Origin of the sequence: Streptomyces qinglanensis, assembly GCF_900111245.1 — a bacterium.
Classification (GTDB): domain Bacteria; phylum Actinomycetota; class Actinomycetes; order Streptomycetales; family Streptomycetaceae; genus Streptomyces; species Streptomyces qinglanensis.
The window spans coordinates 98,476-124,694 of the sequence record NZ_FOGO01000017.1 but is presented as its reverse complement, the minus strand read 5'-3'; the positions used below and the strand labels follow the sequence as shown (position 1 = coordinate 124,694).

Annotated in this window: 21 protein-coding genes and 2 pseudogenes; 14 read left to right on the top strand and 9 right to left on the bottom strand. The window is 72.6% G+C overall.

Features of this window, described 5'->3' with window-relative positions:
- The first annotated feature begins 66 nt into the window (after positions 1-66).
- The 4 genes from BMX65_RS27885 to BMX65_RS27870 all read left to right on the top strand — a co-directional run bounded on the left by BMX65_RS27885 (position 67) and on the right by BMX65_RS27870 (position 4,416).
- Positions 67-1,071: a carbohydrate ABC transporter permease gene (locus BMX65_RS27885; RefSeq protein ID WP_075003173.1), complete on the top strand. Its 1,005-nt coding sequence runs from the start codon at positions 67-69 to the stop codon at positions 1,069-1,071.
- A complete protein-coding gene (locus BMX65_RS27880) occupies positions 1,064-1,963 on the top strand; it encodes a carbohydrate ABC transporter permease (RefSeq protein WP_075003120.1) in 900 nt (299 codons plus the stop codon). Before BMX65_RS27885 ends, BMX65_RS27880 begins: the two co-directional genes overlap by 8 nt.
- 56 nt (positions 1,964-2,019) lie before the next feature.
- On the top strand, positions 2,020-3,396 hold the full coding sequence (locus BMX65_RS27875) for a GH1 family beta-glucosidase (RefSeq protein ID WP_075003119.1): 1,377 nt from the start codon (positions 2,020-2,022) through the stop codon (positions 3,394-3,396).
- 108 nt (positions 3,397-3,504) lie between these two features.
- Positions 3,505-4,416 (top strand): hypothetical protein, encoded by a 912-nt coding sequence (locus BMX65_RS27870; RefSeq protein ID WP_075003118.1) that lies wholly within the window; start codon positions 3,505-3,507, stop codon positions 4,414-4,416.
- A gap of 207 nt (positions 4,417-4,623) precedes the next feature.
- On the opposite strand, the gene BMX65_RS27865 is transcribed toward BMX65_RS27870, so the two are convergent.
- Positions 4,624-5,520 (bottom strand): LysR family transcriptional regulator, encoded by an 897-nt coding sequence (locus tag BMX65_RS27865; protein ID WP_075003117.1) that lies wholly within the window; start codon positions 5,518-5,520, stop codon positions 4,624-4,626.
- Between the two features lie 459 nt (positions 5,521-5,979).
- On the opposite strand from BMX65_RS27865, the gene BMX65_RS27855 reads away from it, so the two are divergent.
- Positions 5,980-7,302: an FAD-binding oxidoreductase gene (locus tag BMX65_RS27855; protein ID WP_075003115.1), complete on the top strand. Its 1,323-nt coding sequence runs from the start codon at positions 5,980-5,982 to the stop codon at positions 7,300-7,302.
- A gap of 91 nt (positions 7,303-7,393) precedes the next feature.
- Here BMX65_RS27855 and BMX65_RS27850 read toward each other — a convergent pair whose 3' ends face one another.
- Positions 7,394-8,260, bottom strand: a complete 867-nt coding sequence (locus BMX65_RS27850; RefSeq protein ID WP_075003114.1) for a LysR family transcriptional regulator — start codon at positions 8,258-8,260, stop codon at positions 7,394-7,396.
- Between the two features lie 69 nt (positions 8,261-8,329).
- On the opposite strand from BMX65_RS27850, the gene BMX65_RS27845 reads away from it, so the two are divergent.
- Entirely contained in the window at positions 8,330-9,277 is a 948-nt protein-coding gene (locus BMX65_RS27845; RefSeq protein ID WP_239502237.1) for an EamA family transporter, read from the top strand.
- 112 nt (positions 9,278-9,389) lie between these two features.
- Here BMX65_RS27845 and BMX65_RS27840 read toward each other — a convergent pair.
- Positions 9,390-11,381 (bottom strand): annotated as a pseudogene (locus BMX65_RS27840) (collagenase); the annotation flags it as partial.
- 236 nt (positions 11,382-11,617) lie between these two features.
- Here BMX65_RS27840 and BMX65_RS27835 point away from each other — a divergent pair.
- From BMX65_RS27835 to BMX65_RS27825, 3 genes are all read left to right on the top strand, one after another.
- Entirely contained in the window at positions 11,618-12,304 is a 687-nt protein-coding gene (locus BMX65_RS27835; RefSeq protein WP_075003113.1) for a GntR family transcriptional regulator, read from the top strand.
- Positions 12,305-12,487: 183 nt separating this feature from the next.
- Positions 12,488-13,861, top strand: coding sequence for an aminopeptidase P family protein (locus BMX65_RS27830; RefSeq protein ID WP_420856839.1), 1,374 nt, complete (start codon positions 12,488-12,490; stop codon positions 13,859-13,861).
- Positions 13,862-14,142: 281 nt separating this feature from the next.
- Complete coding sequence (locus BMX65_RS27825) at positions 14,143-14,988, top strand: chitosanase (RefSeq protein ID WP_075003112.1); 846 nt, start codon at positions 14,143-14,145, stop codon at positions 14,986-14,988.
- Positions 14,989-15,063: 75 nt separating this feature from the next.
- Here BMX65_RS27825 and BMX65_RS27820 read toward each other — a convergent pair whose 3' ends face one another.
- Both BMX65_RS27820 and BMX65_RS27815 read right to left on the bottom strand, forming a co-directional pair.
- Complete coding sequence (locus BMX65_RS27820) at positions 15,064-16,164, bottom strand: cytochrome P450 family protein (protein ID WP_239502249.1); 1,101 nt, start codon at positions 16,162-16,164, stop codon at positions 15,064-15,066.
- 278 nt (positions 16,165-16,442) lie between these two features.
- Positions 16,443-16,886: an Lrp/AsnC family transcriptional regulator gene (locus tag BMX65_RS27815; RefSeq protein ID WP_075003110.1), complete on the bottom strand. Its 444-nt coding sequence runs from the start codon at positions 16,884-16,886 to the stop codon at positions 16,443-16,445.
- A 95-nt stretch (positions 16,887-16,981) separates the two neighbouring features.
- Here BMX65_RS27815 and BMX65_RS27810 point away from each other — a divergent pair, with 95 nt between their 5' ends.
- On the top strand, positions 16,982-17,959 hold the full coding sequence (locus tag BMX65_RS27810; protein ID WP_075003109.1) for an SMP-30/gluconolactonase/LRE family protein: 978 nt from the start codon (positions 16,982-16,984) through the stop codon (positions 17,957-17,959).
- A gap of 340 nt (positions 17,960-18,299) precedes the next feature.
- Here BMX65_RS27810 and BMX65_RS27800 read toward each other — a convergent pair whose 3' ends face one another.
- Positions 18,300-18,602: a hypothetical protein gene (locus BMX65_RS27800; protein ID WP_075003107.1), complete on the bottom strand. Its 303-nt coding sequence runs from the start codon at positions 18,600-18,602 to the stop codon at positions 18,300-18,302.
- Between the two features lie 258 nt (positions 18,603-18,860).
- Between BMX65_RS27800 and BMX65_RS34375 the strand changes: the two are divergent.
- Positions 18,861-18,950, top strand: a pseudogene (locus BMX65_RS34375) (CGNR zinc finger domain-containing protein); the annotation flags it as partial.
- A 99-nt stretch (positions 18,951-19,049) separates the two neighbouring features.
- On the opposite strand, the gene BMX65_RS27790 reads toward BMX65_RS34375, so the two are convergent.
- Positions 19,050-19,964 (bottom strand): LysR family transcriptional regulator, encoded by a 915-nt coding sequence (locus tag BMX65_RS27790; protein WP_075003106.1) that lies wholly within the window; start codon positions 19,962-19,964, stop codon positions 19,050-19,052.
- Positions 19,965-20,078: 114 nt separating this feature from the next.
- Here BMX65_RS27790 and BMX65_RS27785 point away from each other — a divergent pair, with 114 nt between their 5' ends.
- From BMX65_RS27785 to BMX65_RS27775, 3 genes are all read left to right on the top strand, one after another.
- Positions 20,079-20,555 (top strand): VOC family protein, encoded by a 477-nt coding sequence (locus BMX65_RS27785; RefSeq protein WP_075003105.1) that lies wholly within the window; start codon positions 20,079-20,081, stop codon positions 20,553-20,555.
- Positions 20,556-20,606: 51 nt separating this feature from the next.
- Positions 20,607-21,650 (top strand): zinc-binding alcohol dehydrogenase family protein, encoded by a 1,044-nt coding sequence (locus BMX65_RS27780; protein WP_075003104.1) that lies wholly within the window; start codon positions 20,607-20,609, stop codon positions 21,648-21,650.
- A 413-nt stretch (positions 21,651-22,063) separates the two neighbouring features.
- Positions 22,064-23,113: a terpene synthase family protein gene (locus BMX65_RS27775; protein WP_075003103.1), complete on the top strand. Its 1,050-nt coding sequence runs from the start codon at positions 22,064-22,066 to the stop codon at positions 23,111-23,113.
- An 83-nt stretch (positions 23,114-23,196) separates the two neighbouring features.
- On the opposite strand, the gene BMX65_RS27770 is transcribed toward BMX65_RS27775, so the two are convergent.
- The gene (locus BMX65_RS27770) at positions 23,197-24,642 is read right to left on the bottom strand and encodes a cytochrome P450 (protein WP_075003102.1); all 1,446 of its coding nucleotides are present in this window, start codon (positions 24,640-24,642) and stop codon (positions 23,197-23,199) included.
- 172 nt (positions 24,643-24,814) lie between these two features.
- Positions 24,815-26,197 carry an FAD-dependent oxidoreductase gene (locus tag BMX65_RS27765; protein ID WP_075003101.1) on the bottom strand — a complete coding sequence of 461 codons (1,383 nt, stop codon included), beginning with the start codon at positions 26,195-26,197 and terminating at the stop codon, positions 24,815-24,817.
- Positions 26,198-26,219: the final 22 nt, after the last annotated feature.

The window sequence follows — 26,219 nt, the reverse complement described above, 5'->3', positions numbered from 1 at the left end:
CCCCGCACCCCGGCGCCGCCCGCGGGCGACACCGCCCGCCGCCCCACCCGGGCCGCCGCGGACCGGATCCCGGCGCCGGCTCCCGAACACCCGCCGGCAGGGCCCGGGCGCCCGGCACCGCCCCGGGCGAAACGCCCGGCGGCCGGCTCCCCGCTGCGCGACCGGGTCCGCAGCGCGGGACTGCCCTACCTGCTGCTGCTCCCGGCGCTGGCGCTCGAACTGCTCATCCACCTGGTGCCGATGGCCACCGGCATCGTGATGGCCTTCAAGGACCTGACCCAGGAGTACATCAGCGACTGGAGCGCCGCGCCCTGGGCCGGACCGGACAACTTCCGGGTCGCCGTGGACTTCGACGCGCCGGTCGGCGAGGCGCTGCTGCGCTCGTTCGCCGTCACCTGCGGCTTCACCGTCCTGGCCGTCGGCCTCTCCTGGCTGCTGGGCGTCACCGCGGCCATCCTGATGCAGGACGCCTTCCGGGGCCGGGGCCTGCTGCGCGCCCTCTTCCTCACCCCGTACGCGCTCCCCGTGTACGCGGCCGTCATCACCTGGTCCTTCCTGCTCCAGCACGACAACGGGCTGCTCAACCACGTCCTGCACGACCAGCTCGGACTCACCGACAGCAAGCCGTTCTGGCTGGTCGGCGACAACAGCTTCGTCGCGCTGCTGCTGGTGGCGGTCTGGCGCACCTGGCCGTTCGCCTTCCTGCTGCTCACCGCGGCGCTGCAGAACGTCTCCGCCGACCTCTACGAGGCGTCCGCCCTCGACGGCGCCGGAATGTGGCGGCAGATCCGGCACATCACCCTGCCCGCGCTGCGTCCCGTCAACCAGGTGCTGGTGCTGGTGCTGTTCCTGTGGACGTTCAACGACTTCAACGTGCCGTTCGTGCTGTTCGGCAAGTCCGCTCCGCAGTCCGCCGACCTGGTCTCGCTGCACATCTACCAGTCGTCCTTCGTCACCTGGGACTTCGGCGCCGGCGCGGCGATGTCGGTGCTGCTCCTGCTGTTCCTGCTGCTGGTGACGGCCGGCTACCTGCTGCTGACCAACCGGGGGAGGGGAGCCGCCGATGCCTGACACGGCCACCGCGCACGAGGCGTCCGCAGCCGCTGCCCGACGCCGCAGCCCGACGGCCCTGCCCAGGTCCTTCGTGTGGACCCGCCGCATCGTGCTGACCCTGCTGGCCGTCTTCACCGCGACGCCGCTGTACGTCATGGTCAGCAGTTCGCTCAAGCCCCTCGAAGAGGTCTCCGGCGCCTTCCGCTGGATACCGTCCGAGCTGACGCTGGAGCCGTACCGCGACATCTGGCGCACGGTGCCGCTGGGCCGCTACTTCCTCAACTCGCTGATCGTCTCCGCCTCCGCGACGGCCTGTTCCGTGGTGGTCGCGGTCTTCGCCGCCTACGCCGTCAGCCGCTACCGGTTCCGCGGCCGGCAGGTCTTCACCGTCACGGTGCTCTCCACCCAGATGTTCCCCGGCATCCTGTTCCTGCTCCCGCTCTTCCTGCTGTTCGTGAACGTCGGCAACGCCACCGGGCTGGCCCTGTACGGCTCCCGGGGTGCGCTGATCCTCACCTACATGACCTTCACCCTGCCGCTGTCCGTCTGGATGCTGGCCGGCTACTTCGCCTCCATCCCCCGGGACCTGGACGAGGCCGCCCTGGTGGACGGCTGCGGACCGCTGGGGGCGCTCTTCCGCGTCCTCGTCCCCGCCGCCGTGCCCGGCATCATCGCCGTCACCGTCTACTCGTTCATGACCGCCTGGGGAGAGGTGCTGTTCGCCTCGGTGATGACCAACGACGCGACCCGCACGCTCTCCATCGGCCTGCAGGGATACGCCACCCAGACCGAGGTCTACTGGAACCAGGTCATGGCCGCCTCGCTGGTCGTCAGCGTGCCCGTCGTCGCCGGATTCCTCCTCCTGCAGCGCTACCTCGTCGCCGGGCTGACCGCCGGCGCCGTGAAGTGACCGACCACACCGCCCGGCGGCCGCACCCCGGCCCGGCGCTCCCCGAAAGGACCTCTGTGCCCGAGACGTATCCCGCAGCGCACTCCGACGCCCTCCCCGACGACTTCCTGTGGGGCGCCGCCACCGCCGCCTACCAGGTGGAGGGCGCCGTCGACGAGGACGGCCGCAAGCCCTCCATCTGGGACACCTTCAGCCACACCCCGGGCAGGGTCGACGGCGGTGACACCGGCGACGTGGCCTGCGACCACTACCACCGCTGGCGCGAGGACCTCGGCCTGCTGGGCGAGCTGGACCTGGACGCCTACCGGTTCTCCGTCGCCTGGCCCCGCGTCCAGCCGGACGGCGACGGCACCGTCAACGAGCCCGGCCTGGCCTTCTACGACCGGCTCACCGACGCGCTGCTGGAGGCGGGCATCACGCCCTTCCCCACGCTCTACCACTGGGATCTGCCCCAGGCGCTCCAGGACCGGGGCGGCTGGCCCGTCCGGGAGACCGCGGAGCGGTTCGCCGAGTACACGGCTGTCGTCGCCGACCGGCTCGGAGACCGCATCCAGCACTGGTGCACCCTCAACGAGCCGCTGTGCTCGGCCTGGATCGGCCACTACGAAGGCCGGATGGCGCCCGGCCGCACCGACATCGCCGACGCCGTGCGGGCCTCCTTCCACCTCCACCTCGGACACGGACTCGCCGTCCAGGCGCTGCGCGCCGCGGTCCCCGGCGCGCGGGTGGGCATCGTCAACAACCTCACCCACTGCGAACCCGCCTCCGGCAGCGCGGCGGACACCGAGGCCGCACGGCGCGCCGACGGGCACGTCAACCGCTGGTGGATGGACCCGCTGCACGGCCGCGGCTACCCGCAGGACATGGTCGAGCTGTACGGGACGGAGCCGCCGCAGCGCCCCGGCGACGCGCGGACCGTCGCCGAGCCGCTGGACTGGCTCGGGCTCAACTACTACTTCCGCAACGTGGTCCGCGACGACCCCGCGGGCCCCTTCCCCCGGGCCCGGACCGCCGAACCGCCGGCCGGAGCACGGGTGACCGGTATGGGCTGGGAGGTGCACGCCGAGGGGCTGACGAAGACCCTGCGCCGGATGACGGACGACTACGGGGCACGCTGCCTCTACGTCACCGAGAACGGCGCCGCCTATCCGGACGCGGTCGGCCCCGACGGACAGGTACACGACCCCGAGCGCACCCGCTACCTGGAAGAGCACCTTGCCGCCTGCGTCCGCGCCGTGCGCCAAGGGGTGCCGCTGCGGGGATACTTCGCCTGGTCGCTGCTGGACAACTTCGAATGGGCCTACGGGTACGCGCAGCGCTTCGGGCTCGTCCACGTCGACTATGCCACCCAGCGGCGGACCGTCAAGACCAGCGGCCGCCGCTACGCCGACCTCGTCCGCACCCACCGCGCCCGCCGGAACCGCGCCGCATAGCCCGGTGGCGGCCGCCGGAACCGCCTGAGGGCGGCTGCCGTCACAGCGGTGCCGGGAACCCGCCGCCGCGACGAGGCGGTCCGCCCCATCGGTCCTCCGGGAGGTCGTATGCGGGTCCGATCACAGCGCTCCGCCGGACTGCTCGCCGCGGCAGCCCTGACCGCCGCCGCGCTGGGCGCGGGCGCGGGCTGCGGCCCGCAGCAGGCCGGGGACGCTTCTGGCGACGGCGGCAGCCGGGCGCGCGCAGACCGCGCCCGGCAGGTCGCCGCGGCCTGGGACGGCTCCCGCGCCGCCGCCGCGTGGCGTGCCGGATACCACCCCCTGGGCGAGGTGGTCCGCACGCCGCGCGGCGGCCTGCACGGCAGCGCCGACGAGGAGGCGTACCGCAGCGGCAGCTTCGTCCTCCGGGGAGAACTGCCGGAGGCCGAGCGGACGAAGGGCCGGGTGGTGCGGGACGGCGGCCGGTCGCTCACCCGGCCGCTGATCTCCGCGCACGAGGCGTTCGAGGCGCTGGAGCGCAGCACCACCGAGCCCCATCTGACGGTGACCGGGGCGAAGCCGGGAGAGCTGAGCGTGGCCACCGGCCGGGGACGGGCGACCGTCCCCGCCTGGCTGTTCACCCTGAAGGGGTACGACGCTCCGCTGGTGCGGGCCGCCGCCGTCCCCTCCGCGCTGCCGCCCTCGCCGATCGGGCACACCCCGAGCTCCCGCAGCTCCCTGGAGCACCTGGTGCGGATCTCCCCCGACGGGCGGTCGGTCACCGTGGCCGCCTGGCACGGGGTCTGCGACGACGGTGCGCGAGTGGAGGTGCGCGAGTCGTCCGGCAGCGTGGTGCTGACCGCCTCCGTCAAGGAGCGCGAGGACCGGGATCCGGGTGCCCTGTGCACCAAGCAGGCCGTCCGCCAGCAGGTGACGGTGACCCTGCGACGCCCCCTGGGCGACCGCATCCTGCTCGACGCGGACTCCGGCCGGCCGGTTCCCTTCCGCTCGCGGCTCGGGCCGACGCCGAGCTGGAGCTGACCTCTCGGGCACGCTGTCCTCGCTGAACTCCGCTGGACGCGCGGCCTCCCGAGACGCCCCCGAGCGCCGGGCAGGTTCCGGGCCGTGGTCCCGGCCGCGCGGGCCGCCGGACACGGCTGGGGCAGCGGGGCGCAGGGGGCGCGGGCGGCACCGAACACCGCGGTGAGTGGCATCCGTGCGGCAGGCCGCGGCGGTGGCGAGCACCCCTCACCTGTCGTCGGTGACGAGTCGGCGGGCCGCCTGGGGGAACGCGTGTACGCGAGCTGTGGCGTTTTCGCTGCGCCAGATCAGCCCCCAGCGCAGCGGCGGGGCGTCTTCGATGCGGACGTAGGCGACATCCGGCCTGACGTGGTAACGGCGGGCCTGGGCGCCCACCGGGAAGACGCCGAGACCTGCGCCGACCAGGGTGAGGATCTCCATGAACGTCGACGCGGACGGCCCCGGTGCGATGGGCTTCCCGGACGGGGTGGTCCTCGGCGTCCGGTCCGCGCGCAGGGACGCGGGCAGGTTGTCGGGGAGCTGGAGCAGTGTGACGCGGGCGAGATCCTCCATCCGCAGCGAAGCCCGGCGCGCGAACGGGTGCTCTGCCGGGACTGCCGGCAGCCGGGCTTCCGCCACCAGCACCGGACCCGCCACGATGCCCGGGTCCTCGAACGGGAAGGTGGCCAGCGCCAGATCGACCTCCCCGTCCCGCAGCCACGGCATCAGGTCGGTCATCTGGGCTTCGCGCAGCAGGACGTCGCAATCGGAGTGCTGGTGCCGGAATTCCTCACCGGCACCGGCGAGCAGCTGTCCACCCGCGGCGCCGACGAAGCCGATCCGCAGCGTGCCGGTGAGGCCGCGGCCGGTGGCGACGGCCTGCTCGAACGCCGCGGTGACTTGTTCCCAGGCGGGACGCAGGCTCGCGCACAGCCGGCGTCCGGCAGGAGTCAGCTCGACGCGCCGACTGGTGCGGTTGAACAGCGGAACCCCGGTGCGGCGCTCCAGCTTGCTGATCGTCTGGCTGATCCGGGCGGGGGAGACCCGCAGCCGCTCGGCGGTCCGGCCGAAATGCAGCTCCTCGGCGAGCACCAGCAGTGTCTCGACCTCGTACCGCTCCAGCATGAGCCCCCCTGCCCTCCGGTGTTCCCCACCCGCGCGCGGTGCCGGGCGGCGGCCGGTCACCGTTGCCAGCGGTGCGCAGCATTATTTACTCACGCTTCACGGTTCCTGCGCGGAAGCGCATTGATCCGGCCCGCGCGCTCGCCGAGTCTGTATCCCCTCGGAGGTCCTCCACCGTCGCGAAGGAGCAGCTGTGTTCGTCACCACCCCGCGGGCGAGGTCCGCCCCGACCGCACCACGTCCGCTCTGCTGAAGAACCCCCGCGACGTCGAACTGGAGCGCGACGGCGCACGCTGGACAGTCCGCCGGATGCGGATCCGCAACGCCTGGTACACGGGCGACCCTGCCGCGCTGTTCGCCTGACCACGCCCGATCCGCGGCCCGCCGCGGGCGGCGGGCCGACACCCGCCGCGCCCGACCCGCCGTCCGGGCCACCCGCCCCTGCTCACACGAGGACATGCCATGAACGAGCCCCGCACCATCACCGGTCACCGCGCCCTGCGCACCGCCGTCCGAGGCCCGGTCACACTGCCGGACGACCCCGGCTTCGACGAGGCCCGGCGTCCCTGGAACCTGGCCGTCGAACAGCCTGTCGCTGCCGTGGTCGAGGCGGCCGACGCCGACGACGTGGCCGCACTCGTGCGCCACGCCCGCAGCACCGGCACCGGTATCGCCACCCAGCCCAATGGGCACGGCGCCACCGGACGCACAGCCGGTTGCATCCTGTTGCGCACCGGCCGACTGGACACCCTGGAGATCGACCCGGTCCGCCGCCGGGCCCGAGTGGGAGCGGGCGTGCCCTCCGGCAGGGTCCAGGCCGCCGCCGCACGCCACGGACTCACCGGCCTGCCCGGCAGCTCCCCGGTGGTCAGCGTCGCCGGGGTGGCGCTGGGCGGCGGACTGAGCTGGTTCGGCCGCAAGTTCGGCTGGGTCGCCGACAGTGTCACCGCCTTCGACATCGTGGACGCCGAGGGGGAGCAGCGGCGAGTCACCGGCGACAGCGATCCGGACCTGTTCTGGGGTCTGCGGGGCGGCGGCGGGGATCTGGCCGTCGTCACGGCACTCGAACTCGCCCTGCACCCCGCGCCGGAGCTGTACGGCGGCAGAGTCCTGTGGGCCGCCGAGCACGCCGGCGCGGTGCTCGAGGTGTACCGACAGCTCACGGCTCCGGCTCCCGATGAGCTGACGCTCTGGTTCGACCTGCTGCACTTCCCCGGGGCCGCGCCCATGGTGGCGCTGGACGCCACCCACCTCGGTGCGGAGCGCGAAGCGAAGGAACTGCTCGGCCCCTTGGACGGCCTGCCGCGGCCGCTGTCGGACAGCAGGAGCGTCATGCCGGTATCCGCGCTCGGATCCATCACGGCGGAGCCCACCGAGCCCGGTGCCGGACTCTCCCGCGGTGAACTTCTGACCGCACTGGATGAACGGGCCGCCGGGGCACTCCTCGCCGAGCCGGTGGCGCCGCTGCTGAGTGTCCAGGTCAGACACCTGGGCGGCGCCCTCGCGCAGCCGTCCGGGAGCCCGCACGGACCGCTGACCGAGCCGTACGCGCTCTACTTGTTCGGCGTCCCCACCGATCCGGTGGCCGCCGAGGCGGTGACCACCAAGCAGCGTGCGCTCGCGGAGGCTCTCCCCGTCAGCGGACGGGCGCCGCTGTCGTTTCTCGCTCCGGGGGAGGCGATCGAGAAGGCGCTGCCCCCGGCCGCACTGGACCGGATCCGCGCTCTCAAGCACCACCGCGACCCGGACCGCCTCTTCCGCAGCAACTTCCCCCTGCTGCCCTGACCGCCCCGTCCGGAGCGGCCGAGCGGTCACCGCCCGGCGTACCGGGGGACCGGCCGTCCCCCGGTGGGCCGGGCGCCCGGAACCGCACCGGTCAGCGTCCCGCGACCACGTCACGGACGAGGCCGATCAGCGCGGGGATCGCCGGGTGGGCCGGTACGTCGCGGGGCCAGGCCAGCATCAGCGGGACCGGTGGCGCGTCGGTCAGCGGGCGGTAGGCGAGCGCCGGCTGGGAGTGCAGTCCGGGCGTCGCCGAGGTCGTGATGCCCACTGCCCGGCCCGCGGCGATCACGGTCAGCCACTCGTCGGTGTTGGCCACCTCCCGTGTCGCCGCGGGCCGGGCGCCCACGGGCCACAGGTCCAGGGTGGTGGTGCCCGCGACGGTGTTCAGCGCGATCGGCCAGGTCGCGAGGTCCGCCAGGGTGAGCGTCGCGCGGTCCGCGAGGTCGCTGCCCTCGGGGACCACTGCCACGCGCTCCTCCTCCAGGAGCAGCTCGGTGACCATGCCGGGCAGTGGGGCGACCCGGCCCCGCAGCAGTGCGGCGTCGACCTTGCCCCGGGTGAGTCCGGCCGTCCGGTCGTCGATCCGGCGCAGCTCCAGCGGCACCTCGGGGTGCTCCTGGTCCCAGCGGCGCAGCAGCGGGACGGTCCAGCTCCCGAGCGCGGCCCACGGGTGTCCGAGGCGCAGCGGCCGGGCTGCGGCCATCGAACGGGGGTCGAAGGCCGCGTCCGCGGCGGCCAGCGCGGTGGCGGCGCGGTCGCGGAAGGTGCGGCCCGCCGCGGTGAGGTCGAGGTGGTGGGTGGAGCGGTCGACCAAGCGCACGCCGAGATGGGTCTCCAACTGGCGCAGCGTCCGGGAGAGGGCGGGCTGGCCGGTGTGCAGCCTGGCGGCGGCACGCGTGATGCTGCCTTCCTCGGCGATGGCGAGGAAGGCCCGCAGATGGCGCAGCTCCATAGTCATGCCTGTGAAGCATAACCGCTGAGAATTCGGCATTTCCCGGTGCCGGGAGCCGACGCTAGCGTGAGCCGTATGACACATACGGGTTCCGGGGTGGAGACCGCGGGCGACGGATCCGCGACGGCGCGCGGTACGGCGGTGGCGGGCGGGGCGGGTTCCGCCCGCGTGCCTGCCGGGGTCGGCAGTCTCGGCGGCATCGGGCTGGTGCTGGCCGGGGCGTTCTCGGTGCAGTTCGGTTCGGCTGTCGCGGCCCTGCTCTTCCCGCGTGCCGGAGCGCTGGGCGTGGTGGCGCTGCGGGTGACGCTGGCGGCCGTACTGCTGCTGGTGGTCTGCCGCCCCCGGCTGCGCGGGCACAGCCGGACGGACTGGGCCGTGGTCGTCGCCTTCGGGCTGGCGCTCGCCGGTATGAACACCCTCTTCTACCAGGCGGTCGACCGGATTCCGCTGGGTCCGGCGGTGACCTTGGAGGTGCTCGGCCCGCTCGCGCTGTCCGTCGTCACCGCGCGCAGGGCGCTGAGCCTGGTGTGGGCGGGGCTGGCGCTCGTGGGAGTCTTCCTGCTCGGCCGGAGCGGTTTCGGCGCGCTGAGCCCGGCCGGTGTCGCCTTCGCGCTGGGTGCGGGTGCCATGTGGGCGGCGTACATCGTCTTCAACTCCCGGACCGGGGCCCGCTTCCCGCGGCTGGACGGGCTGGCCGTGGCGATGGTGGTGGCCGCGCTCGTCAGCCTGCCGCTGGGGATCGGGTCGGCGGGCGGTGCGCTGCTGGAGCCCGAGGTGCTGGGGCTCGGGCTGGCGGTGGCGCTGCTGTCCTCGGGAGTGCCCTACACCCTGGAGTTGCTGGCGCTGCGCCGGCTGCCTGCGGCGACGTTCGCGGTGCTGATGAGCCTGGCTCCCGGGATCGCGGCACTGGCGGGGTTCCTGGTGCTGGGCCAGGAACTCACTGTCGTGCAGTGTCTGGCCGTGGCCCTGGTGATCGGGGCGAGCGCGGGCGCGGTGCGCACGGGGGGCGCGGACCGGAAGTGACGCGGGGCCCGCCGCGGCCTCCGGCGGCTCGCGGCGGGCCGGGTTCCCTCCGGGGCCGGGCCGGTGGTGCCGGGTCCGGCGCCGAACGCCGGACCCGGCGGCGGTTCGGCTACCCGGTCGTGCAGCCGCCGGCCGCGCAGGCGTCGAGCCAGGTGTACCAGTCCTGGTCGTAGCGCGAGCCGATGGCCTCCTTCAGGTATCTGCGGGCGGTGTCCCAGGCGCCCGTCCGGTAGGAGGCCAGTACCGCGTCCACCGCGCCGGGATGTTCTTCCAGCATGTACCGCACGGCCAGGTACCCCCAGCGGTAGGTGCGGTCGGTGTCGGTGTTCTGGTACGTGGTGTCGAACAGCGTGCTCAGCGGGTAGGTCTTGCTGCCCGCCCGGTCGATCGCCGCGTCGTAGCGGACCCGGCGGTAGGAGTAGGACACGTACTCCGCGAAGCCCTCGATCCACCAGACCGTGGGCGTGGAGGTCCCGGCCTCGAAGTCGCCGTACATGTCGAAGCGGCCGTCGAGATAGTGCGTGTACTCGTGGTTGAGGTTCCAGATCCGGAAGTCCGGCCGCAGCCACTCGGCCTCGTAGGCGAGGAAGCGGGGAAGGTTGCCGGCCGCCGACGGATCGCCCTCCAGATACATGCCACCGTTGTCGGTGTCGATGCCGTAGAGGGCGCCCGCGTAGATCCGGTAGTCGCGGCTGGAGTCGAAGACGACGACCTCGATGCTGCTGTTCCGGTCGTCCGCGACCGGCCCGCTGTCCCGGGCGACCCGGTGGAAGTACGCGTCCTGCCCCTCGAGACTGTCGCAGGCGGCTCTGAAGTCCTGGGCGCTCATGTCCTGGGCGACCATGGTGATGCTGTCGCTGCAGGACTTCCTGTCCGTGAGCACGGCTCTCGTCAGCTTGCCTTTGAGGTCGCAGACGCCGTAGTACGCGCACCTGTCCCTGTCGTAGGCATCCGCCATCTCCGCGACGCCCACCCACAGTGCGGCGGTGTCGCCGGTGATGTCACTGGCGTCCAGCAGGTCCTTCACCAGCGGGCGGACGGTGCGGCGCAGCGACGCGTGCTGGAGGAACCGGCCCAGTTCGCGTCCCGCGTTGTAGGTGAGGAAGTAGTGTTCGCCGTTCAGCAGGCCGAGGTGGTCGCGGGCGAAGGTGTGCAGGGTCGCCAGGACGCGCGGATCCCGCTGGACTGCCCGGACGAAGCCGGGCATCTGATGGCCTCGCCACAGCACCCCGTAGGCGTTGTTGACGGCGTTGACCATCCAGTATTTGTCGTCGTAGGAGCTGTCGTAGCCCGTCAGCATCCGCCTGACGACGCCGAGATAGTGCGCGTTCTCCTCCGCACTGTCGATGAGGGTGACCGCCTCGGAGAGGGTCTCGCCGTTGGCATCCGTGACGTCGCGGGAGTGCTGCGAGCCGAAGAAGGCGTCGAGTCCGCCCCGCAGAGCCGACTTCAGCTCCGGTCCGTACGCACCGACGTCCTGCTCGTGGTACCAGTGCACGTAGTACCCGGCCCGCAGGAAGAGCACGAGTTGCGGCATACCGGTGCTGCCGTCCCCCGGATAGGAGGCGGAGCGGCTGCGCAGCGCATCCGCGGCGGTGACCATCTGCTCCTCGCGGAAGGCGCCGTGAGCGTCGCTTCCGGTGAGGCCGAAGAGGGAGTTGACGCAGTCCGTCGTGGTCGAGGTGATCTGCTCGACGAGCGCTGCCCCGGTCCGCGCGAAGTCCCCGGGTGAACAGGCGGCGCGGGCGTGGCCGTCGGCCGGTGCGAGCCGGGCTGAGGGCCGTTCGCGAGGGGGCCGGGGGGCGGGGCTGTCGTAGTCCGTCCGGAGCCGGTCGGGGGACGCCGGGAGCGGTGCGCGGTCCGCCACCTCGAGCCGTCTGCCCTGGATGTGCTCCGGTTCCTCTCCGGTGCGGACCGCCCGGGGGCCGCTGTCCCGGTGCGGGGCGACGTCCCGGGCGGAGTCTCCGGGCGCTGCGGCGCGGGCCGGGGTGCCGCCGAGCTGTGCGGCGCCCGCGGCCAGGGAGAGCGCGAGAGTTCCGGCGCCGACGGCGCGTATCAGGTGGCTGCGTAACAGGTTGCGCGTTCTTCGTCCTCGGCAGAGCATCTGATGCCTCCTGTGGGGGTGTTCACCGGTCCGATCCGGTGGGGGTCGTGCTGCGCTCCTTGACGCGAGCACGACGAATCGGCTCAGTACAATTTCACACATCACATGTCATGGGGGAAGGGCCGTGCGGCGGCGGGATTCCCGGAGCCCCGCCGACGGCGACGCGCTCGCCCTACACTCGACACGATCACCAGCACGATCACGCTCGTCCCCGCACGCCGAGGAGCAGCGCACCCATGACCGCAGACCGCCCGCTGAAGCTGCCCGCCGTGCCGGACCGGCTCAGCATCCGCGACCATGTCGCGCAGGCCCTGCGTGCCGCGCTGATCGCCGGTCGGCTGCGCCCCGGCACCGTGTACTCCGCACCTCAACTCGCCGCGCAGTTCGGCGTCTCGGCCACGCCTGTGCGCGAGGCCATGCTGGACCTCACGCGGGAGGGCATGGTCGAGCCCGTGCGCAACAAAGGTTTCCGGGTGACCGAGCTGTCGCGCCGCGATCTGGCCGAGTACGTCGGGATCCGCGAGCTGATCGAGGTGCCCACCGTCGGGGAGGTGGCGCGCAGCGCCGACTCCGCCCGGCTGGAGGAGCTGCGCCCTGTTGCGCAGGAGATAGTCGCGGCCGCCCGCGCCGGCGACCTCGTCGGCTTCCTGGAGGCCGACCGCCGCTTCCACCTGGCTCTGCTCGAACGCGCGGGCAATCGGCGCCTGGTGGAGACCGTGGCCCAACTGCGCAGCCACTCACGTCTCTACGGCCTCGCGGGTCTCGCGGAGAGCGGCCAGCTCATCGAATCCGCCGAGGAGCACGAGGTGCTGCTCGACCTCGTACTGGCCCGCGACGCGGCGGGTGCGCAGGCGTGCATGCGCACCCATCTGGGCCGACTGCGCACCCAGTGGGAGCGCGGCGGCGGCTCCCCGGCGGAGTAGCCGTCTGCCGCCTGCGGTGCGCCGCACACCCGCCGAGGGGGCGGGGACCTGCCCCCGACCCCGGTTGCGTTCGCCGGGCGCGGCGTCATGGACCAGGAGCGTGCGGGCCGGTGACACACGCGGCGTCTTGGGTAAAATATGAAATTGTACTGTCCGCTCGCCCGAGAGGGAGCGCCTGTGCCCGTGATCCGGCAGGACGCCGCCGCCGTCCGCACCGTGAGCCATGACCTGCCCTACTCGGACGAACTCAAGCGCTTCATGGCCCAGGGGTGGCGACCGGCGCCGGTGTCCGACGGCAGGGCACTGCCCGGCGCCGCGGTGACCCCGGCACGCAGGGCGCAGCTCTCCGCCCGCTTTCCCGGCGAGCGGCTGGTCGTCCCGGCCGGTGAGCTGAAAGTCCGCTCGAACGACTGCGACCACCGGTTCCGCCCGCACAGCGCGTACGTCTGGCTCACCGCGCTCACTGGCGAAGAACAGGCGGGCCACGTACTGGTATTGGAGCCGTCCGGGCCGCACGGCCACGAGGCCGTGCTCCATCTGCGGCCCCGCTCGCCCCGCACGGATGGCGACGCGTTCTACCGGGACCGGCGCCACGGGGAGTTCTGGGTCGGGCCCAGGCCGGACCTCGAGGAAGCGGAGCAGCTCACCGGCATCCGGTGCGTCCCGCTGGACCGTCCGGCGCGGGAGATCAGCGGCCGCAACGCCGACCGCGACAGCGAACTGGCCTCGGTGCTGGCCGAGTTGCGGCTGGTGAAGGACCCATGGGAGGTCGCACAGCTCGAAGAGGCCGTACGGCACACGGTGTCCGGCTTCGAGGACGTGGTGCGGGCGCTTCCCCGCGCACTGGAGCACCCCCGGGGCGAGCGCTGGGTCGAAGGCGTCTTCAACCTGCGCGCCCGGGCCGAGGGCAACGGAACCGGATACGAGACCATCGCCGCGGCCGGCGCGCACGCCTGCGTCCTGCACTGGACACGCAACGACGGTCCCCTCGACGCACGCGAACTCCTGCTGCTGGACGCCGGAGTGGAGACCGACACCCTCTACACCTCGGACATCACCCGCACCCTCCCGCTCTCGGGCCGGTACTCGTCCGTCCAGCGACAGGTCTGTGAACTGGTGCTGGCCGCACAGGAGGCGGGCATCGCGGCGCTGCGGCCGGGCGCGGACTTCCGCGACTTCCACCGCGCCGGAATGCGGGTCGTCGCCGAGGGCCTGACCGAGTGGGGCATCCTCCAGAGCCCGGACGGCGAGCGGTACCGGCGCTACACGCTGTGCAGCAGCGGCCATATGCTCGGGCTGGACGTCCACGACTGCGCCCGGGCGCGCGCCGACGCCTACCTCGACGGCACCCTCGCCGAGGGCCAGGTCCTCACCGTCGAACCGGGGCTCTACTTCCAGCCGGACGACGAGACGCTGCCCGCCGAACTGCGGGGCATCGGGGTGCGGATCGAGGACGATCTGGTGATCACAGCGGAGGGCGCGCGGCTGCTGTCGGGGGCGCTTCCCCGTACTCCCGACGCCGTCGAGACCTGGATGGGTGAACTTCTGGCAGCCTGACGGCCTCGAGTGCGAGCAGTCGCCCCGCGACGGAGCGCACCCTGGCGACGTCCGGCCAGGGCGGTACGGGCAGCGGCACGGGAGCGCCGCACGCCCCGCCCGCCGACGTCAGCAGCACGCGGCACCGGGAGACCGCCGGCGCCGCACGGGAGGGCGGCCGGCGCGGCTCGGCAGGGTGTCCGGCAGGGGCACGCTGTGGTAGTCAGTCCTCAGCCAACTCTCCTGACGGCCGCACGGAGACGTCCCGGGCGGCCGCCCCCACATCGACTCGGAGCCTGCAGATGTCACGGTCCGGCGGTTCGCCGCGGCGCGGGAGCCCTTCACGCCGTACGGTGCTCGCCCTCGCCGGCGCGTCCCTTGCGTCGGTACCCCTGGCGGGGGCCCGCTTCCTCCCGGCCGCCTCGGCCGACGTGCCGGGAGCGGGACTCGACGATCCCGCCCGGAAGGAGATCGCCATGCAACTGGTCTCGAGCGCCGAGAACTCCTCGCTCGACTGGCAGGCGCAGTACGGGTACATCGAGGACATCGGCGACGGCCGGGGATACACCGCCGGGATCATCGGGTTCTGCTCCGGTACGGGGGACCTGCTCGACCTCGTCGAGCTGTACACGGAACGCGCACCGGACAACGCCCTGGCCCCGTACCTGCCCGCGCTGCGCGCAGTGGCCGGCTCCGACTCGCACGACGGGCTCGACCCGCGCTTTCCCGGCGACTGGCGCACCGCCGCCCGGGACCGGGTGTTCCGGCAGGCCCAGGACGACGAACGCGACCGCGGGTACTTCGCTCCGGCGGTCGCACGGGGCAAGGCCGACGGGCTGCGGGCACTGGGGCAGTTCGCCTACTACGACGCCTACGTCATGCACGGCGGCGGGAGCGGCGGCACCGGCTTCGGCGGCATCCGCGAGCGCGCTCTGGCCCGGACGCGGCCCCCTGCCGCGGGCGGCGACGAGACCGCGTACCTCCACGCCTTCCTCGACGCGCGGGTCCGGGCGATGAAGCAGGAGGAAGCACACAGCGACACGAGCCGGGTCGAGACCGCACAGCGCGTCTTCCTGCGCCGCGGCAACCTCGACCTCGACCCGCCGCTGGACTGGAAGGTGTACGGGGACAGCTACCGCATCCGCTGAGCTCGCCGCCCCTGGCGCCGCGCCGGGCCCGGGCCCACGGCCCCGGTTTCCTCCGGGCCGCCCGGTGAGCCGCCGTCACACCAGCACGGGCAGTGCGGACAGGCCGCGGACCAGCCGGGTCGGGCGCCACTCCAGCTCCGCCGGGTCCACGGCCGGCCGGATGTCCGGGAACCGGGTCAGCACCATCCGCAGCGCGATCTCCCCCTCCAGCCGGGCGAGCGGCGCCCCCAGACACCGGTGGATGCCGTGACCGAAGGCGAGATGCCCGGAGGCGTCCCGGGCGAGGTCCAGCCGGTCGGGCGAGGGATACCGGTCGGGATCCCGGTTGGCGGCGCCGATCGCCACCTGCACCGGGCATCCCGGCGGCAGCTCGGTGTCGCCGAGTGTGCTGGGCCGCGTCGTGAACCGGAAGGTGGCCGTGCTCACGGGAGAGCTGTGCCGGAGCAGCTCGTCGAGCACGTCGTGTACCCGGTGGGGGGCTCGGCGCAGCAGTTCGAGCTCGGCGGGATGCTGCAGCAGGGCGAGGAGCGAGCTGCCGATGAAGTGTGTGGTCGTCTCGTGTCCGGCGACGAGCAGCAGGACGCCGAGGGACACCAGCTCCTCCTCGCTCAGCCGGTCAGTGCCGTCCCGGACCGCGATGAGGCGGTCCAGGAGCCCGTTCCCGCCCCGGACGCGTTTCTCGGCGACGAGCCCGGTCAGGTAGTCGGCCAGCGCGTGCGAGGCCGCGTCGATCAGCTCGGGCCGGCCTGCCGCGAACAGGTCCGCTGACCAGCGTCGTACGTCTGCGCGGTCGCTCGCGGGCACCCCCAGCAGTTCGCAGATGACTGTGACGGGCAGCGGCATGGCCAGTTCCTCGACGGCGTCGACCGGCCCGGGGGAGGGCCAGCGCTGCAGCAGTTCCGCGGTGACCTGTTCGACGAACGGGCGCAGCGCGGCGACGGCCCCGGTGGTGAAGGCCCTGGTGACCAGCTTCCGCAGCCGGGTGTGCCGCGGGGGGTCGCCGGCCAGCATGCTCCGGGCCACGGCGGGGTGCAGACGGCGCCGCGAGGGCGCGTCCGAGAAGAAGGCGGCGGTGTCCTTCGACAGCCGCGGGTCGCCGAGCGCTTGCCGGGCTTCGGCGTACCCGGTGACGAGGTACGTGGTGCGGCCCGCCGGTCCGCCCTCCAGCGCGCGCACCGGGCGCTCCCGCTGCGGGCTCGCACGCTGTGGTGAACCGGCCTGCCCGTGCGGCTGCTTGCGGCGCGACGAGGGTTCCTGCACGGTGCCGGACTCCCGATTCCTGGTCGTGTCACGTGCCTTCGCGGGACGTGCGGGGCAGCACGCGGACCGCGGACGCCCCCGGCAGACTACGCGTGCCTGCCGCGGCTCGCCGCCGCGCCGCAGTGCCCGGCGCGGCGGTACCCGAGGAACCTGCCGTGTCCGTGCACGGGAGTTGGGTGCGCCGGGTGGGCGGCTCACGCGTCCTTCACCGGCACCGGCCGCTCGAAGAACGTCTCCAGGACGACGGTGGCCTGGGTCCCGCTGACACCCTCGATCGCGTACAGCCGCCGCAGTACGTCCTGCAGCTCCACGGTGGTCGAGGTGCGCACTTTCACCAGCACCGAGGCGCTGCCGGCGATGACATGGGCCTCCTGGATCTCGGGCAGGGCGGCGAGATCGGGTGCGGAATCACCCATCCAGGACGTGGAGTCGAGCATGACGTAGGCCAGTACGTTCCCACCCACCGCGGCCGGATCCACCTCGACGGTGGTACGCCGGATCACCCCGCGTTCGCGCAGCTTCCGCACCCGTTCGTGGGTGGCGCCGGGGGACAGGCCGACCGCCTCCCCGAGGGCGGCGTAGGACTCCGTGGCGTCCCGCTGGAGTCGGGTCAGCAGGGCGCGGTCGATGTGATCCACAGCTCTCCCATTCGACAAAATCTTGTGCTAGCAATACATCATACTGTTGATGCGAGTAAGCACCGAATGTGATTCAGGTGCGAGAGGGTGTTTCCATGAGTGCTGAACAACGGCCCCCGCTCTACGAGTGCCTCGACGACCGCTTCCGCTCCGGGCGCTGCATGAACGGCGACGAGCGGTGGGAGGTGCTGCACACCGGCTCCCGCTGGGCCGAAGGTCCGGTGTACGTGCCCGCCTGGCGGCAACTGGTCTGGAGCGACATTCCCAACGACCGGATGCTCCGCTGGGACGAGGAGACCGGCGCCGTGGGGGTCTTCCGGCGCGAGGCCGGTCACACCAACGGCAACACCCTCGACCGGCAGGGCCGCCTGATCACCTGTGAGCAGGGGAACCGCCGGGTGACCCGGACCGAGCACGACGGCACCCGCACGGTGCTGGCCGACCGCTGGCGGGGCAAGAGGCTGAACAGCCCCAACGACGCGGCCGTGACGTCGGACGGCGCGATCTGGTTCTCCGACCCGGACTTCGGCATCACCAGCGACTACGAGGGGCACCGGGCGGAGAGCGAGATCGGCGCGAACAACGTCTACCGGATCGATCCCGCGACCGGACGGGTGGAGGTGGCAGCGGACGGCTTCGGAGCCCCGAACGGACTGGTGTTCTCGGCGGACGAGCGGCAGTTGTTCGTCTCCGACACCCGCGCCGGATGCATCCGGGTCTTTCAGGTGCGCGGTGACGGATCGCTCGACGGGGGTGCGGTGTTCGCCGACGCCGCGGAGCGGCCCGACGCCCGCTTCGACAACCTCCGCTTCGACGCCGACGGCCGGCTGTGGGCGGCGGCGATGAACGACGGTGTGCACTGCTACGACCCGGACGGCACCCTGATCGGCAGGCTCGACGTACCGGAGCCGGTCGCCAACATCGCCTGGGGCGGCGCCAAGCGCAACCGCCTCTTCGTCGCCGCCACCACTTCGCTGTACTCGCTGGTCAGCGCGGTGACGGGCACCCACCCGACCGGTCCCGGCCGGCCTCCGGCCCCCGTCGCCCTTCCGGGTGCCGAGGGCCAGGTCTGAGACCGGGCGATCCTCTCCGGCGGCACGGGTCCTGCCACCGGGCGCTGCCCCGGCTCCCGGTCCGCTTCACCCCTGCCGACTCGACAGCACGGGAGTCAGCAGTGGATGACGACCTCGTCGTGGAACCGACCGGCAGCGATCTCCACGGTGCAGCCGAGCGGCTGCCCGTCCCGGGGCCCCGCGGCCGGCCACGGCCCCGGGACGGGCGTCGACCTGTGCACCGCCTTCGGGCATCCGCTGCCCAGGGCCGTCATCCGCCGCCGACCGTGCCCCCGTGAACGCACGAGCAGCGCCGTCAGGGCGGGCCGCGGCCGGCCGCGGCCCGCCCTTCCCTGCTCGCTCACACGGTGGAGGCGATCCATCCCACCGTCTCGGACGTGTGTGTCCCGTCCGAAGTGACCTTGCCGTTCACATGGATCTCGTTGATGCGGATCTTGAAGCCGGTGGTGGTGACATCAGCGATGCGCAGGCCGGGAGTGTCGGGGCCGTTGAACGTCTGGACGAAGGGAACCACGATCACCGAGGACCCGCTCGGGAAGGCCGAGGGGAAGGTGACCTGGGTGAAGGTGGAGATGTCGCCGCCCTGCGTGGCCACAGGGTTCGAGGAACTCAGGTTCAGCTTGCCGGTCTGGATCATGCTCATCCGCGTCCGCCCTCTCCGCGCGCCGGCTGCCGCAGGACCGAGCCGGGCGACCAACCACGCCCGCGCAACCGGTAGTTGAGCCACTTCTCGTGAAGCGGCTACTCAGGCATTGCCCGTGCGCAGGGCTGGCCAGTGGTGAAGTCATCCGAAAGTGTACTTTTTACGATGTGCAGCTTTCCGGATGCCGAACGGCCCGCCGGGGAGTCCGCGCACTCGGCTCCGGGACTCGTCGACGGCGCGGGCCGGAGCGGCAAACGACGGCCGGGCCGCCGCCGCTGGTGCTCCATGGAGCACTGCGGCAACCGTCACAAGGTCAGAGCGGCGCGGGCCCGCCGCTTCGCGGAGGGGCGATCCCGTAGCGGCTGTCGCGGCGAGGGGCGCGCGGTTCCCCGTCCGCTCGGGGGCGAGGCCGACGGCGAAGCGGGCGTGGCACGCCCCTGCGGCGGCTCATGAGCTGTCACCGAGACGCCTGCGCACGTGGGTGGGGGTGAGCGGCACGTCGGAGAGCACGTCCAGGAAGGCGCCGGCGATCGGGTCGGCGCCGGTGCGGGTGTAGGCGGCCACGGACCGCCGGAACGGCGGCTCCGGACGCAGGACCACTCCGGGGAAGTGCCGGGGAACGACGTTGCCCGGGACGAGGGTGGGGCCCAGTCCGGCGGCGGCGAAGTTGACGGCGGAGGGGCCCTGCTCGGTGCGCACCGCGACGGACGGGCGGAACCCCGCCGCGCCGCACGCCTCCTCCAGCGTGTCGGCCAGGCCGCTCGCATGGGTGAAGTGCACCCAGTCCCGCCGGGCCAGGTCGGCGAGGCGCACCGTGCTGCCGGAGGCCGGGGCGGCTGGGTCGTCGGCTCCGGCGACGACGACGAACTCCTCCTCGCCGAGGTGGCGCACGATGCCTTCCCAGCCGGGCGGCGGCGGCCCGATCGCCACATCCGCCTGCCCCGCGGCCATCGCCGCGGCCATCTCGCTCGCCTGTCGGTGCTCGAAGAGGGTGATCCGCACTTCCGGGTGGAGCGCTCGCCACCGCGACAACGCAGTGGGCAGGATGCCGCTGCTGACCGAGTAGAGGGCGGCGATCTGCAGCTCGCCGGAGGCGACGCCGGTCGCGCGCCGAGCCGCGGTGACACAGCGGCGGACATCGGCCAGTGCGGCACGCGCGGACGGCAGCATGGCCCGTCCCGCGGGGGTGAGCCGCACACCGCGTGGCAGCCGCTCCAGCAGCCGGCCGCCGACCTCCTTCTCCAGAGCGAGGAACTGGTGGGACAGGCCCGGCTGGGTGACGTCGAGCAGGGCCGCCGCCGCGGTGAAGGAGCCTTCGTCGACGATGGCGACGAAGTACTCGAGTTGCCGCAATGTGGTCATGAGCTCAGTTTATCGTTTTCACAAACTGGAGTACTTGGACTTATGGCCGATGCCGCAGCACACTCGAACACGTCCTCCGCCCGGAGGGCACCCCGACCACCGGAGAGCACCACCATGACCGCCCCCATGCTCAACCGCGGCCTCGACCACGTCGCGCTGCACTGCTACGACCTGGACGCAACCGTCCGTTTCTACACCGAAGCGCTCGGCTTCCGGGTGGCGCAGGAATGGTCGGCACCCGACGCCGGGGTGCACCGGTGCGTCTTCCTGGACGCCGGCGACGACCGCGTCATCGAACTGTTCGACGCCGCCTCCACGCCGCCCGGAGGTTCCCCGACCGGTCTCGTCCCGCGACGGCGGCCCACCGACGAGGAGCGGGCCGACCGGGCCGCCCTCGTGCACTTCGCGATCCGCACGGACGATCCGGTGACCCTCTTCCAGCGGGCCGTGGCCGCCGGTGCGCGTCCCCTCATGGAGCCTTCCGTGATCGAGACGAGCGGCGACGTGCCCATGATCCTCCACGTCGGATTCGTCCACGGGCTCGACGACGAGGTCATCGAGTTCATCGACCGCCCCGCCGTACGTCACTGACCCGCCCTGGCGTCCCGCCTGCGGCGGGGCGGACTCGCAGGAGGCAGCACTGTGCTCACACCCCCTCGTACCACCACGGCCGTCGCCGCGCCGGCAGCCGGAGAGGTCGACGCCCCGGCGTCCTTCGCCGTGCTGGACGTGCCCCTCGATCCGATGGGTCCCCACGACCTGCTCGTCGAGGTGCGCGCCGTCTCGGTGAACCCGGTCGATGTGAAGGTCCGCGCCTCCTTCCCCGCGCAGGCGGCGCCGAAGGTGCTGGGCTTCGACGCGGCCGGAGTGGTCGTCGCCACGGGCAGCGAGGTCACCTTCTTCGCCCCGGGGGACGAGGTCTACTACGCCGGCAGCATCGCGCGCACCGGATCCAACGCGGAGCACCACCTGGTCGACGAGCGGATCGTCGGGCCCAAGCCCGCTTCCCTGGACTTCGTCCAGGCCGCAGCCGCACCGCTGACCGCGATCACGGCCTGGGAGACGCTGTTCGAACGGATGGGGCTCACCGCGAAGAGCGCCGGCACCCTTCTGGTGGTGGGGGGTGCGGGCGGTGTCGGTTCGATGGTCACCCAATTGGCCCGGCAGTTGACAGGTACGACCGTCATCGCCACCGCGTCGCGTGACGAGTCGCAGGCGTGGGCCAGGCGAATGGGTGCACACCATGTCGTCGACCACCGCCGGTTGCGCGAGGAGGTCGCCGAGGTGGCGCCCGGCGGGGTCGACCACATCTTCTCGCCCTTCTCCGCGGGCAATGTGCAGACCTACGCCGACATCATGAACGTTCACGGACAAGTGGTGGCCGTCGACGAACCGGAGGGCCTCGACACTCTCCCGCTCAAGGCCAGGAGTCAGACCTGGCACTGGGAGTTGATGTTCTCCAGGCCGCTGCACGATCCCACCAGCACCGCCCAGCGCGACCTGCTCGTCCGGGTGGCCGCCTTGTTCGACGCCGGGGTCCTCGAGTCCACCCTCACCCGGACTCTCGGTCCGCTGACGGCTGACACGCTCCGCGAGGCGCACCGGTTGCTGGAGAGCTCCCGGACGATCGGCAAGGTGGCAATGCCCGTGACGCACGCTCCGTCCAGCGGGGCGTATACCGCCTGACCCGGCCGCATGGGCGCCGGTCCATGCCGGCCGCCGTTCTCGGCGGCCCCCGGTGGACATTCCGGGCAGGCCGCACCCGAGGGGTGCTTCGGAGCGCTGCGAGCTGAGAGGGCGTCAGCGCTGGAGCAGCCGTGCTCTTGGTGTGCACAGCTCGCCGCTCCCCGCTGGATCGTCGACTTCCGGCCCCTTCGGGGCCGGATGACGGCGTGAGTTCGGCATCCGGCGAGAAGCTGATCACATATTCAATCAACGGTTGAATGCCGCTGGTCTATGCGGGGCAACTATGGCCATGATCACGACGCCACGTTCCCCCTCGTGGCGCTCATCATCCCTGGGAGTCTCATGATCAGCTGCATTGCGGACCTGCCGATACCGCATCGGGCCCACGCCGTCCGTCCGCAGGGGCCTGCGCTATGACCACCGCTGTCCTTCCGGTGCCGTCCTTCTGGTGTCCCCTGCCCGGCGGACAGCAGACCGGTGCGTACGAACTGGGCGCAGCAGCGGCCAGGTTCGTGCACGACTACGGGCTGGAATCGGATCCTGTCCAACTCCGCAGACTGGAGCAGGCCGATTTCGGCGGGCTGACGACCCGTACCGTCCCCGCGGGCAAAGGCGCCGTACTCACCTGGATCGCCCGGCTGCACGCCACTCTCTTCGCGCTCGACGACGGGATGTGCGACGAGGGCGAGCCGGCACCGGAGTACGTCGCTGCTGAAACGATTCGCCTGGAAGAGGTGCTGACCCCCGGCACGCTTCTGCGTCCGGACGACTCGCCGTTCGGCAGGGCACTCCAGGCGATCGCCGCCGGGTTGGCGGAGCACGCCGACCCCCAGCAGATGGACCGCTGGCGGGCGGGCATGCGAACCTACCTCTCCGCCCTCCCGGCGGAGACCGCGTTCCGTCGCTCCGAGGGGCTTCCCGTGCTCCAGGAGTATCTGCCGGTGTGGATGGGGGCGATAGGAATGGCACCGGCGACCGCGCTGCTGCCCGTCGCCCTCGGCCGCCCGGTACCCGTCGAGGAGCTGAACCGGGCGGACGTCGGAGCGCTGACAGAGATCACCTGGACCCTCGTCGCGCTCGACAACGATCTCTACAGCCGCCCCAAGGAGATCGCCCGCGCCGACGACGACCTCAACGTCGTCGACGTCCTGGCCGCCGAGCACGGCTGGGATGCGGCACGGGCTCTGCACGAGGCGATCGTCCTGCGCGATCGCGTCATGGCCCTCTTCCTCGCGCTCTCCCGGCAGGTCACCTCCGGCGCGGACGCGCCGTTGCGGCACTACGTGCGCGCACTCGGCCAGTTCGTGCGCGGACACGTGGAGTGGGCGAGCCGCAGCAGCCGCTACACCTCGGAGGCCCCGGCGACGGCCGACGGCTGGTTCACCGAGGTCCCCGCCGACAGCAGCCTGCGGCCGGTAGCGGTGCCGCGGATCGCCTGGTGGTGGGAGCAGTTGGCGGTCTGACCGGCCGTCGAGCGCCGTGTGCCGGGCCCCGGCCCGGCACACGGCACTGCCCGGACCTCTCGGTCCCGCGCTCTGGCCGCCCGTCAGCGGCGCCCCAGCAGCGACCGCCGCCTGGCCTGCTGCTGGGGCGCCGCGGGCGGCGGGGCCGGGGCGTGCTGCGGGGCCACCGGGGCGGGCTGCGGGCGGCGGACGACCTCCTGCTCGTGGGGGAAGTGCCGGGGCACCGGGGTGAACTCCACCGGCAGGGACTCCAGGACCCGGGACATCAGGGCCTGATGCTCCAGTACCGCTTCCTGCCCCACCGACAGCCGGTAGTCCGGCAACCGCTCCAGCAGGGTGTCCACACCCGTCTCCACGATGGCCCGGCCCAGCTCCTGACCCGGGCAGACGTGCTCACCGGCACTGAAGGTCAGGTGGGAGGAGTTGTTGTGCACCGGCTCCCCGTCCTCGGGCCGGATGGCGGGGTCGGTGTTGGCGGCCCCGATCGCGTGCACCACCAGATCCCCCTTCCGCAGGTCGTACCGCCCCAGCACCGTGTCGGCCTTCACCCACCGGCCGACCAGCCGGGGGAACGGCGGCTGGTCCCACAGGGTCTGCTCCACGGCGTGGGGCATGCTCATCTGGCCCCCTGCGAGCCGGCCGCGGAACCGCGCGTCGGTCAGCGTCATCCGCAGGGTACTGGCCAGCAGACTGGCGGTCGGTGCGTGCGCGACCGTCAGCAGCAGCCGCAGGTGCTCGCGCACCTCGTCCCGGAGCTGGTCCTCCGTCAGGACGGCGTCGGTCCGCGCCGGGTCGGTCTTGTACCGGATCAGGGACGAGGTGATGTCGTGCCCGGGGGCCCGCCGCTTCTGCATGAACAGGTCGTTGAGGAGTCCGGATATCAGCGCGTTGCTGTGCACCGCGGTGGCCGACCCGGTGAGCATGTCGCGGACCGAGGTGATCAACTGCGGTACGTGCTGTTCGTCCAGGCCGAGCAGCCGCGCCACCACGCGGAGCGGAAGCTGCTCGGTGTACTGCGAGACCAGGTCCGCCTTGCCCACCTCCGCGAAGCTGTCGATCTGCTGGTGCGCGCAGCGCACCGCGTAGCGGCGCACCCCTTGCCGGTCGAAGGTCTCCAGCGCGTGGGTGACCGCGCCCCGCAGACGTGCGTGCTCCGGGCCGTCGGTCAGGTTCGGGAGCGGCGCCCAGGCGGTCAGCGGCGCCAGCGGGCTGTCCGGGGCAAGCTCCACGTTCCAGTTGCGCGGATCCCGGGAGAACAGCGTGCTGTTGCGCATCGCTTGGAGGTTCTCCTGGTATCCCAGAATCAGCCAGGCGCCCACATCACCGGAGAGCCGGACCGGGGCGACCGGGCCGTGTGTACGGCGCAGCCGCGCCTCGACCGCGTCGAAGTCGGCTTCGACCTCCGGCCCGTACAGGCGCACCGCGTCCGCGAAACGGTCGTCGCGCCTCCCACCGGAGGCGTGGGCGGGGCAGCCGGGCGGCGGCTCTGCGGGGCTGGAGGGCTGCTGCCCGCGGGGCGAGGTTGTCACTGGGGTACTCCATGATGTGTTGATCACTGCGCCGAATCCGCAGCATATCGCCGTGCCGGAGCGGGGCCCGCCGCCGAATGCCCCGCCCTGCAACGGAGTTGCACCGCCCTCGACCGCTCCTGCCGGGCGCCCCCGGGTGACGTCCTTGCCCCCGCGATTCCGGTCCGGCGCCTCAGCTCCCCCGGGGCGCCGCCACCGGCCGGGCCGCGGAGGCCGGGGACGGGCTCTTCGCCGCGAACAGCACACGGCTCATGATGCGGGGAGCGGCCATCGCGGCGGGACTCGCGAGCATGTGGTAGACGCGCATGAAGGTCTTGACCACCCCGGGATCACGGGTGGCCAGGTGCAGCAGCCGCTGCTTGTACCAGGCTGTCGCCCGCCAGTGCAGCGGCAGCCGCGCCCCGCGCATGGCGTAGGACCACACCAGGTCGTCCGAGGTGGCCATCAGCCAGGGGATCCGGGCGGACCGCGCCACCATCCGCTGGGTCTGCCGCCCGAGTCCCGCCGGATCCCCGCCGCGTGCGGCGAGCGCCTCACCGAGCGCGACACACTGACCGACGGCGATCGTCATGCCCTGCCCGAAGACGGGGTTGAAGGCGGTCGCACTGTCGCCGAGCGCGACCAGTCGCTCGGGCCAGCGGCGCATCCCGGCGTACGCCCGCCACCGGTTGGCCGTCGCCTTGTACTGGAACACACCCGAGACCGGGGTGCTCTGCTCCAGCAGCCGGTCCAGATCCTCGTTCCCCAGGCTCTCGGCACAGGCGAGCCAGCCCTCGTCGTCCACCGGGGGATGCTGACCGCCCGCGCCGAAGAGGGTGACCGTCCACCGGCCCCCTCCGGTGTGCGAGGCGTAGACGCCCCCTGGACGGTCCGGAGGCTGGTTCATCTGCTGCAGGCCCTGCGCGGGTTGCTCCCGCTCCACCTGCACAGTGCGAGTGGCGTAGGCGAGACCGCCGTCCACCACTGTCTCCTTCGGCGCCGGGTACCCCGCCGCGGTCAGCCAGTCGGGCAGGGCCGAGTTCCGCCCGGAGGCGTCGACGACGAGATCCGCCTCGATGACCTCCGTGCTGCCGCCCGAAGCCGGCGTCACCGACACCCCTTCGGCTCGGGTGCCGTCCTCGCTCACGTGCAGACCGGTCACTGCGGTGGCGTCCCGGACCGCGACCTTCTCCAAGGCGGCGACCCGCCGCCGCAGCGCACCCTCCAGAGCGTCCCGGTGCGCGGTCTGCACCTCCAGGCCGACCGTGACGGTCGGCAGCGACCCGGCCCACACGCGGGTACGGGCACCCGCTCCGTGGTCGTAGACCGGTGCTCCGGCCTGCGCCAGTTCCGTGCGCAGCCCCGGGAAGAGGTCCTCCAGATGTCCGGCGCCGCGGGCCAGCAGTCCGTGCACATGGCGCGCCTGCGGGGTGCCGCGTCGCCGCTCGTCCCCGTCCGGGAGGGTGTCCCGCTCCAGCAGCGTCACCGTGTCGAAATGCTCCGTCAGCACGCGCGCGGCGGTCAAGCCGCATATGCCGCTGCCTATGACCACAGCGTGTCCGCGCTGTCCGCCCATACGAGTTCACCCATCCTCACCG

What these genes read in the sequence shown, in the direction of transcription:
- BMX65_RS27865 (WP_075003117.1), bottom strand. Translation starts at nt 5,520, where the DNA reads ATGCTGGAGCGGTACGAGGTCGAGACACTGCTGGTGCTCGCCGAGGAG.
- BMX65_RS27835 (WP_075003113.1), top strand. Translation starts at nt 11,618, where the DNA reads ATGACCGCAGACCGCCCGCTGAAGCTGCCCGCCGTGCCGGACCGGCTC.
- BMX65_RS27845 (WP_239502237.1), top strand. Translation starts at nt 8,330, where the DNA reads ATGACACATACGGGTTCCGGGGTGGAGACCGCGGGCGACGGATCCGCG.
- BMX65_RS27775 (WP_075003103.1), top strand. Translation starts at nt 22,064, where the DNA reads ATGACCACCGCTGTCCTTCCGGTGCCGTCCTTCTGGTGTCCCCTGCCC.
- BMX65_RS27850 (WP_075003114.1), bottom strand. Translation starts at nt 8,260, where the DNA reads ATGACTATGGAGCTGCGCCATCTGCGGGCCTTCCTCGCCATCGCCGAG.
- BMX65_RS27810 (WP_075003109.1), top strand. Translation starts at nt 16,982, where the DNA reads ATGAGTGCTGAACAACGGCCCCCGCTCTACGAGTGCCTCGACGACCGC.
- BMX65_RS27790 (WP_075003106.1), bottom strand. Translation starts at nt 19,964, where the DNA reads ATGACCACATTGCGGCAACTCGAGTACTTCGTCGCCATCGTCGACGAA.
- BMX65_RS27785 (WP_075003105.1), top strand. Translation starts at nt 20,079, where the DNA reads ATGACCGCCCCCATGCTCAACCGCGGCCTCGACCACGTCGCGCTGCAC.
- BMX65_RS27765 (WP_075003101.1), bottom strand. Translation starts at nt 26,197, where the DNA reads ATGGGCGGACAGCGCGGACACGCTGTGGTCATAGGCAGCGGCATATGC.
- BMX65_RS27870 (WP_075003118.1), top strand. Translation starts at nt 3,505, where the DNA reads ATGCGGGTCCGATCACAGCGCTCCGCCGGACTGCTCGCCGCGGCAGCC.
- BMX65_RS27825 (WP_075003112.1), top strand. Translation starts at nt 14,143, where the DNA reads ATGTCACGGTCCGGCGGTTCGCCGCGGCGCGGGAGCCCTTCACGCCGT.
- BMX65_RS27800 (WP_075003107.1), bottom strand. Translation starts at nt 18,602, where the DNA reads ATGAGCATGATCCAGACCGGCAAGCTGAACCTGAGTTCCTCGAACCCT.
- BMX65_RS27880 (WP_075003120.1), top strand. Translation starts at nt 1,064, where the DNA reads ATGCCTGACACGGCCACCGCGCACGAGGCGTCCGCAGCCGCTGCCCGA.
- BMX65_RS27855 (WP_075003115.1), top strand. Translation starts at nt 5,980, where the DNA reads ATGAACGAGCCCCGCACCATCACCGGTCACCGCGCCCTGCGCACCGCC.